Genomic DNA, 2,075 nt, shown 5'->3' with positions numbered 1-2,075 from the left:
GTTCTTTGCTTAGCACATGTGTCTTGTAGCGAAACGACTCCCAGATGTCCTCAGCAAAGTAATCTAGTTGAGCCTCTGCTTTAAGGAAGCCTTTTAATGTTTCTTCATCCAGTCCTAATAAATATGGCATGAAAAAGGAGGTCGCTGCGCTCACTTTAACACTAAGCTGTTTTGCCCGGTCTAACAAAGCTTGCGCTTCTGTCTCCCTCGTATTTTCACTACCTTCAACATCGCATATGCGTACACCTTATTAAAATGAAAAGATAGCTCTTCCCGTTGTGTCAGATATTGATATAGCGAATGACCATCATGAATTTCACCATCAAATTTTTTAAGCTTAGCTGCTATTTCTTCAATCAGCCGATAATCTTCCTCCCATTTATTGATATCTGCATAGATATCTGCCAAGTCCCATTTTTCATTCTGTAGGCACTTCGTTTCTGCTTGTATAGGTTGTCATTTTATGCTCCTTTCGGATGAAACATAAGATTTAAATAATAGCCTTCAAAAGTATATTCCATATGTATCATTGTTTTCCTTTTTTTATGTAGGAATTCTAATTGTTCATCAATAATAAAGGCAGGTCAACCGAATGACCTGCCTCAAGTTTTTATAGGGCTGCTTCTTTCTCGATTGCCATTAATCTTTCATTTACTTCTTCCTCACTCAGGCCGTGTACTAAAACATAGCGGTTGCGCGGGTGAACCCTGCACTCATGGGAACAGCTGCGTAAATGTTTATGTTCATTTTCCTCTGAGCAAAGGATTTTCTTATTACATTCCGGGTTGGCACAGTTCACGTAGCGTTCACATGGCTCACCACTGAAATAATCTTTTCCAACGATGACATGCTCTTTTTGATTCACCGGAACACTTATGCGCTCATCAAACACATAAAGCTGTCCATCCCATAACTCCCCTTGTACTTCAGGGTCTTTGCCATATGTGACAATTCCGCCATCAAGCTGTGATACATCTTCAAAGCCCTCTTTAAGCAACCAGCCGGAAAATTTTTCACAACGGATACCACCAGTACAATAGGTAAGAATCTTCTTGCCTTCAAATTCCTGTTTATTTTCACGGATCCATTGTGGCAGATCCCGGAAATTTAAAATGTCTGGACGAACGGCTCCGCGAAAATGGCCTAAATCATATTCATAATCATTGCGGGCATCAATAACAACAGTATCTTCATCTTGCATTTGCTCGAAAAATTCCTTCGGCTTTAAATGCTTTCCAGTAAGTGAATTCGGATCGACATCATCTTCCAAACGCAATGTAACAAGTTCAGGTCTGAAACGGACCTTCATTTTTTTAAATGCATGCTCTGTTGCTTCATCTATTTTAAATATAGTTCCTGCAAATAGTGGATGCTCGTCCATGTACTTCATATAGGCATCAGTTTGTTCAACTGAGCCTGACACCGTCCCATTGATTCCTTCTGCGGCAATGATAATCCGTCCCTTTAAGCCTAAATCCGTACAGAATTGACGATGTTCATTCGCTGTTTCCTCAGGATTCTCAATTGACACATATTTATAATACAATAATACTCTAAAATCTTGATTCATATTAACCACCTTACATTATATAAAAATGTACATTAACCTATTAACTATATCAAAAATCAGCAGTGGTTTTCAAATGAATGAATTTCCTATATTCGCTTAGGTGAATATTACCAGCCAAGTTTCATTCATTTTTCTGATACAATTTTCATATATGAAAAAACTAAGGAGGAATACATCCTATGAAGAAACGCACTGTCCTCCTAACACTGGTAATCGCGATCGCCTTCATTGGAGGAATGTTAACAGGAGTTTTATTTTCCGCTAATAAATCAAATGATAGAACAGTTATTACAAAAGAATCACCAAAATCAGCCATTAAGCCACAGACAAAAAAAGTACCAAAAGTGGAAAAATCACAGTCCAAAGTGCTCATTGGTTATGTTCAAGATTTCCGCGACCCGAATGTTGTGGATTACGCAAAATTAACACATGTCATTTTCTCTTTCGCTCATCCAACTAAAGATGGGGCAATTTTGCTAAATGGTGATGCTTCATTAAAAAATTT

At 38.1% G+C, this 2,075-nt stretch carries 3 protein-coding genes and 1 pseudogene; 1 reads left to right on the top strand and 3 read right to left on the bottom strand.

Features of this window, described 5'->3' with window-relative positions:
- From ACO1D1_RS00870 to ACO1D1_RS00860, 3 genes are all read right to left on the bottom strand, one after another.
- A partial coding sequence (locus tag ACO1D1_RS00870; protein WP_423334614.1) for a hypothetical protein occupies positions 1-130 on the bottom strand: 130 nt, incomplete at its 3' end.
- Between the two features lie 50 nt (positions 131-180).
- On the bottom strand, positions 181-408 hold the full coding sequence (locus tag ACO1D1_RS00865; RefSeq protein WP_423334613.1) for a hypothetical protein: 228 nt from the start codon (positions 406-408) through the stop codon (positions 181-183).
- A gap of 202 nt (positions 409-610) precedes the next feature.
- Positions 611-1,570 (bottom strand): rhodanese-related sulfurtransferase, encoded by a 960-nt coding sequence (locus tag ACO1D1_RS00860; protein WP_423334612.1) that lies wholly within the window; start codon positions 1,568-1,570, stop codon positions 611-613.
- A 179-nt stretch (positions 1,571-1,749) separates the two neighbouring features.
- On the opposite strand from ACO1D1_RS00860, the pseudogene ACO1D1_RS00855 reads away from it, so the two are divergent.
- Positions 1,750-2,075 (top strand): annotated as a pseudogene (locus tag ACO1D1_RS00855) (chitinase); the annotation flags it as partial.

The organism is Neobacillus sp. 19, assembly GCF_049463095.1.
Taxonomy (GTDB): Bacteria; Bacillota; Bacilli; order Bacillales; family Cytobacillaceae; genus Neobacillus.
Note: the sequence above shows the minus strand (reverse complement) of the source record. Positions and strands in the feature narration are given on the sequence as shown.